Consider the following 6,000-nt stretch of genomic DNA (forward strand, 5'->3'; position numbering starts at 1 on the left):
ACTACGCGCTCGAACATCGCCGGGAGGGGAAGATGGCCAGACGTGAGTCCGTGCAGTCGGGTCCCGGCAGCCAGGCGCTCATCGTCGACCTGATCCGCTCGGCCGGCACGATCAGCCGTACCGAGCTCACCGAGGCGACGGGCCTGACCCAGCCGTCGATCTCGAACATCGTCCGCCGCCTCATCGAGGACGGGCTCGTCCGGGAGACCGGTCGGGCTGCGCCCAGAGGCGGCAAGCCGCGGACCCTCCTCGAGATCAACGCGAGCGCCAAGTACGGCGTCGGGATCCAGCTCGGGTTCGAGTCGATCACGCTCGTCGCGACCGACGTCCGTGGCGGCGTCGTCGGCCGACAGCTCGTCGACGGGGCGGGCTCGGCCACGCCAGAGGAGGTGACCGACCGACTGGTCACGCTCTACCGCGACTTCGTCGCCGGCGTCGGGCTCGCGGCACCGTCGATCGCGGGCGTCGCCGTCGTCGCCCCCGGTCCGATCGCCCAACTCGGCGGTGTCCTCCTCGGTCCGCCCACGCTCGTCCGCTGGGATGACTTCCCCCTGCAGCAGGCGTTGCAGGAGAGCCTCGACGTTCCAGTGATCGTCGACAACGACGCCGCCGCAGCCGCTGTCGGTGAATTCTGGAGCCGCCAGGTGTCGCGCACGGAGTCCTTCGCGTGCGTCTACATGGGCACGGGGATCGGCGCAGGCATGGTGCTGGGCGGTGCGCTCTATCGTGGTTCGAGCTCGAACGCCGGCGAGCTGGGGCACATCAGCATCGAGGTCGACGGTGTCCCCTGCCACTGCGGCAACCGCGGGTGCCTGGAGCGCTACGCGGCGCCGGCAGCCGTGATGGCGGCGGCCGAGGCGGTGCGCGACCGACTCGGGGACTTGGGCCTCGGCTTCGCACCGGACACACTCAGTCGCGATTTCGACCAGCTCGCCCGCGCCGCCGTCAGCGGTCACGAGGCCGCCCTCGACCTCATCCGCTTCTCGGCCGACCGTGTCGCCGCCGCCTCGTTGACCCTCGCCAACCTCCTCGACCTCGATCGACTCGTCCTCGCCGGCCCCGGCATGGCCGTAGCCGGCTCGCTCTACGCCCGGGCGATCCGCGAACGCCTCGAGCAGCGCTTCTTCGCCAGGCGTGCCCACCCGATCGTCGTCGAGCTCTCCGCCAACCCTCGCGATGCGGCTGCGATCGGTGCCGCGTCACTCGTCCTGCAGGGCTCGATCGCACCGGGCCACGGCCCGGCACTCACCCGCTGAGGCGCTGCAGCGGTCGCCAGAGCGATCGGCTCGGCGGACAGGTTCCAGGTCATCGACGATTTCTGGATGCGACGAATTCCGGGAAATCGACCGGCCCTATCCCACCTGGGGCGAAGAAGTGGCGGACGCAAGCGGCGACGCTCGCCTCCAGCTCTTCCGTCGAGAACCCACTGGATGAAGACGTCGACCCGATGGTGAAACCGTACGCCGGTTCGCTTGGTCCGTTGATCCATGAGAAGTCATAGACGCGACGTCCGTCTGGCTCTCGGCGCACCTCGACAGAGAACCGTTCGCCCTCAACGTCGATCAACATTGATGACCAGGGTACGTCCTCATGAGATAGCTAGCGCTTTGAGCAGGTACTGCCAGCGACGCTGAGCGATGACAGCAACCCTCCATTCAGCGATACAGTCCACAGGCACGGACCGCGCAACCGACGACAGAGCGGACGATCTCATGACTCACAGCGATTCCCACGTGCTGGCGTTCGAACACGTCGGCATCACGGTCGCCGACCTCGACCGAACAGCGTCGTTCTTCTGCGACGTCCTCGGCTTCGAACTGAAGCGCCGGTCGCGCACACACGGTGATGCAGCGCATCATGTCACCGGCGTGGCGGATGCAGACATCCAGCACGTCTTCCTCACCGCAGGCGACCTGGAAGTCGAGCTGCTCGCGTACCAGTCACCCGACCGCCGTGCCGCTGGCGCGCCTGGACCTGAGACGCCGGGGTCGATGCATCTCGCTCTGCGCGTCGACGATCTCCCTGGCATCGTCCAACGAGCTGGAGCGTACGGCTGGGTTCCTCCCGGGCGGCCCCACCGGATGACAACCGGGCCCCGAACCGGGTTCCTGATGAGTTACCTCCGCGATCAACAGGGCGCAACGCTGGAACTGATCCAGGGCACGACCGATCCCTTCGAAGGTCGCAGCACCAACAGAGATCGTTTTCGAGCTGGTCTGGTCAACTGACGATCGTGCACAGTAAATACGTGAACGAAATCCATGCCGAGCTGAGCCGAGAGGCGACCGAGGCCCTGAACGCCTCGATGCCCGATGCGGTCATCACCGCCAGTCGCGCACGAATCGCGATGTATATGCTCTTCACCGCGTGGCTCCTCGTCCCCGCCTTGGGTTTTTTGGTCGCGATCTTCGGCCCGGCGCTTGTCAACGGCTTCCCTGGCTTCGTCACGGTGGTCGGCCTGATCGTCTTGGTGTTGATAGCGGTGATGGTGACGGCCTTAGTGATCGCCCTCCGCGCCAAGCGAGCATTCAACCAGATCGCTCAGATCATCCAACGTGAACGCCACGCAACCCTCGTCCGCGTCGTGAATCGCCAGATATTCGTGCGCCGCTAGGTCGCCCCGCCGGATCCGCTTCCACGACATGCGGTACACCTGCGCGTCGCTCCTGCTAGCCCAAGGCGTGCAGATGCGCGGGGTCATGGAGATCCTCGGGCACGCCAACATGGCGATCACTTCCGACATCTAATCCCACGTCGCACCGACGACCCTTCGGAACGCCTCAGACGCGATGAATGCCGCGCTCGACTCCCCCGCCGCAGGACCGGAATGACCATGCACGTTCACCGTTGTTCGCTACCGTTCGCGGGGTCGTCGCTACATGCGTTGCTACACGCGTTGCTACACGCGTTGCTACACGCGTTGCTACATTTTCGCGCCTAGCCGGCAGCTGTCGCGCAGTTCGGCCGGTCGGACGGGCCTTTGAGCGGGTAAGAAAAAAGCCGCTGACCTGGGTTTTCCAGGGCAACGGCCGGGTGATGCTGGTGGAGCCGCCCAAGGGAATCGAACCCTTGACCTTCTCATTACGAGTGAGGGCGATGGGGTCCGTGGCGATCCGCGGTAGCCCGCTGATCAGGGAATTTCCATACCTGAGTTTGCTGAACTCTGTCAGGTTGCCCCCGCGTTGCTGTCACCTTTTACTTGGGAAGCTCGCCATCGTGGCCAACACCCGCCGTCGCAAGCGCAGCGCCGCAGAAGCTACTGCGCTCGTCGGGAGAGCGTTGCGGATATAGGCGGGCTCGTGCTGATTCGAAGTAGTTCTACGCCTGGATCGGATGGAGGTTTGCAGCCGGGAGCCATGTCACAGTTCGGCATTAGTGTGTGGGCATGGAACACGCGGAAGTCTGGCGACCTTGGGACGCCAGTGACGAGGAATACGCAACGCGTTTGATAGCGCGCGAAATGCTGCCTGATCATGTTCGACCTGCGATCCAAAGTTGGCTCGAAACCCAACTGAACACTGGGTATCAACAGACTTCTAGCCCACTTCGCAGCTACATCGAGACGTCGCTGCAGGCAAGGTTTTCGTTCGAACCGGGCTCAGTTCATACCGAGCTCCTCGTGAACGCCATCTTTGAGCGAGGCGACCGCTTCGTCGTTCAAGTGATCGATCTTCTAGTGAGCGACCACGAGCGAGACACGATGTACCGTGCGCCAGCGCAGATCGCGCAGGTAGCCGATTACCTCGATCTGGCAGCATCGAGTGTTGCAGTCGTGAATGATGAGCGCTCATTCCGCATTGGTCGTCGACTTCCCGACGGAGTAGAGGAGATCGCATCCGAAGCGGCCGCAAGCGCCGGGGAGACCGCAGGTCATCACCTGACCGCCGCTTGGGCAACAGCGACCGCACTCGATCCCGATCCAAGTAAGGCTATGACGGAGGCCATTCGGGCCGTCGAGGCCGCCGCAGGTGCCGTTGTAACTCCGAAGGACCGCCGCCCGCGTCTCAGTAAGATCGTCAGCGCCATCAAGGACGCCTCGTCGTGGACGTTGGTTTTCGAGACTCGCGATGACGGGCACCCTGACCATCGGCTCGTTCTGATTGGCATGCTTGAGACCCTGGTGTTCGCGCAACGCGACCGACACGGCGGCCCTGCCCCCGATCCCGCGGTGGCCTTGGGGCACGTCCAACTCGCTTCAACGCTCGTCAGCTGGTTCGCTACGGGAATTGTTCAGCGCGCAACGGACTGACCCGCCAAAGCGCTGATCGTTTTGTCACTGCGGCGTCAGGGACGCCCAGCGTTGGTCCACATCGTCGCCTCGCTGGTGATTTTGTCCGCACGGGGCCCAAACTTCGCGATCGACTCGCGCCTCACGGCCTTGAAGATCCCATCGCCTGAGACCTCATCGCCACGACCTGGAAGCGTCGCGGTCAATCGGCGGACCATCGGGGCGACAGATCCTTCGTACGCCGTGAGCTGAGATACGAGTTCGCGGTCGATCTCGTCGAACTGTCACTGGTCGTCAACACCAGGCCGCGCTGCAGGTGGAACGCGCTGTGTCTTCTTCTGCGCCAAAGAGATCCAACCCGGCGAGCCATCTCTCCCTCACCAGACCGCAGCCCTCGCGAGCAGCCGGCTAAAAGCGACGGCCGTCGGCCCCATGTAGCTGAACACCGCATCACCGACTGCGAGCTGGTCGAGCGCACTGAAAGACCGCTCGACCCCGCCAGCCGCGTTCGCCTGCGGCGCCCACACCACACCGAGCTCACGCTCCGCCGCGAAGAACGCGCCTTGATTCGCCCGACAATACGCCACACCGCGCCCTCCCCGCCGTAACCCCTTCAGATCGGTTGCTCGATCTTGCGCTTACACACCGGGCGCCAGGAGGCGACCGCTCTGATCAAGGAGATAGATAAGCAAGTTGGCCATGCGCCCCATCACGTAATCCTGAGCGCTGGACGGGATCGGTGACTTCCCAGTTTCGTGGTGGCGGATCTGGAAACTGTTGCCGAGCTTCGTGAGGTCCTGCATCTCAGCCTCAATGACTGCTCGGAACGGTAGGTCAACTATATGAGCAAGTAGCACTTGCACACTGGTCTTCTTATCGCCTGGGACGTCGATCGTTTGGACCTGCTGCTCCGGTTCACCGGGGCGTCCTACTTCGATATCGACCCCGACCCCGATTCATGGCTCGATACGTTCTACGTCTTGGCCGGCAAGTGGAATGGTCGAGATGCCGGGATCGACGAACAACTGAAGAGCATCGACCAGGTTCTCTCGCAGACCGGAGGGCCGCTCTGGCGCCCGGACTTGTACCTACCCTTGAATGAGGTTCGCGAATCAGCTTTAGGCACTGTGCTAGCGGCCCCCGAAACCGCACCGTCGATTGCCGCTTCGAGCTGGCGAGAGCCGCCTCGTCTGGCCGATTGGACTCCGGATGAGGACCCGGCTTCGGCATACCTTCAGGAGCTACGCGCCAGTCGCCAAGCGGCACGAGAATCGGGCGTGGCCGAGCATTCCGAAGACGCGCTGCCGCTAGATTCAAGGAATCGGCTTGCCGAGCTAGCTCGGAAGCTCTCAAGCAGCGTCCTCAGACCGCGCTCCGGCGATACCCACCGCGACGCTCATCCACCGCGCCAGCCCAGGTCCAGCGGGGGTCTGGAGCTCTAGAGCGATCCGCTCTGTGCGATGGGCAAGATCGACACTCCTCAGGATTCGACACTCGGTCAACCACTCGTGACTCAGGTCAATCAGGCGTCGAGAACCTGCCGGAAGTATCGCCCGAGGCCGTGCGTTCAGACGGGTGAAACACGCATTCGGTCGAGCAGTGTTCGGCTCGATCTGGACAGTTCGCCAGTCCCACATCGGCCTGGTCGAGGCGGGCGCGGAGCTCGTCGAGGCGGGCGCGTTTCTCGTCGATCTGGCGCACCCGTTCCGCCAGGAGCGGGCGGAGCTGGTCGCGGACGTCGGTGCAGGAGTCGTCCTCCAGCGACCGGAGAT

General features: G+C 64.1%; 7 protein-coding genes. 5 read left to right on the forward strand and 2 right to left on the reverse strand.

Features of this window, described 5'->3' with window-relative positions; genetic code table 11:
* Window positions 1-32: 32 nt before the first annotated feature.
* Window positions 33-1,256, forward strand: a complete 1,224-nt coding sequence (locus QRN26_RS14890) for an ROK family transcriptional regulator (RefSeq protein WP_285037367.1) — start codon at window positions 33-35, stop codon at window positions 1,254-1,256.
* A 49-nt stretch (window positions 1,257-1,305) separates the two neighbouring features.
* On the opposite strand, the gene QRN26_RS14895 is transcribed toward QRN26_RS14890, so the two are convergent.
* Window positions 1,306-1,569 (reverse strand): hypothetical protein, encoded by a 264-nt coding sequence (locus QRN26_RS14895; protein WP_285037368.1) that lies wholly within the window; start codon window positions 1,567-1,569, stop codon window positions 1,306-1,308.
* Between the two features lie 143 nt (window positions 1,570-1,712).
* Here QRN26_RS14895 and QRN26_RS14900 point away from each other — a divergent pair, with 143 nt between their 5' ends.
* The 4 genes from QRN26_RS14900 (at window position 1,713) to QRN26_RS14910 (ending at window position 4,249) form a co-directional block, all read left to right on the forward strand.
* Window positions 1,713-2,228 carry a VOC family protein gene (locus QRN26_RS14900; protein ID WP_285037369.1) on the forward strand — a complete coding sequence of 172 codons (516 nt, stop codon included), beginning with the start codon at window positions 1,713-1,715 and terminating at the stop codon, window positions 2,226-2,228.
* A 20-nt stretch (window positions 2,229-2,248) separates the two neighbouring features.
* Window positions 2,249-2,614 (forward strand): hypothetical protein, encoded by a 366-nt coding sequence (locus tag QRN26_RS14905; RefSeq protein ID WP_285037370.1) that lies wholly within the window; start codon window positions 2,249-2,251, stop codon window positions 2,612-2,614.
* 13 nt (window positions 2,615-2,627) lie between these two features.
* Complete coding sequence (locus QRN26_RS18925; RefSeq protein WP_350223927.1) at window positions 2,628-2,747, forward strand: tyrosine-type recombinase/integrase; 120 nt, start codon at window positions 2,628-2,630, stop codon at window positions 2,745-2,747.
* A gap of 638 nt (window positions 2,748-3,385) precedes the next feature.
* Entirely contained in the window at window positions 3,386-4,249 is an 864-nt protein-coding gene (locus QRN26_RS14910) for a hypothetical protein (RefSeq protein WP_285037371.1), read from the forward strand.
* Window positions 4,250-4,605: 356 nt separating this feature from the next.
* Here QRN26_RS14910 and QRN26_RS14915 read toward each other — a convergent pair whose 3' ends face one another.
* Window positions 4,606-4,815: a hypothetical protein gene (locus tag QRN26_RS14915; protein ID WP_285037372.1), complete on the reverse strand. Its 210-nt coding sequence runs from the start codon at window positions 4,813-4,815 to the stop codon at window positions 4,606-4,608.
* Window positions 4,816-6,000 lie beyond the last annotated feature (1,185 nt).

It is taken from the genome of Plantibacter sp. ME-Dv--P-095 (genome assembly GCF_030209365.1).
Taxonomy (GTDB): domain Bacteria; phylum Actinomycetota; class Actinomycetes; order Actinomycetales; family Microbacteriaceae; genus Plantibacter.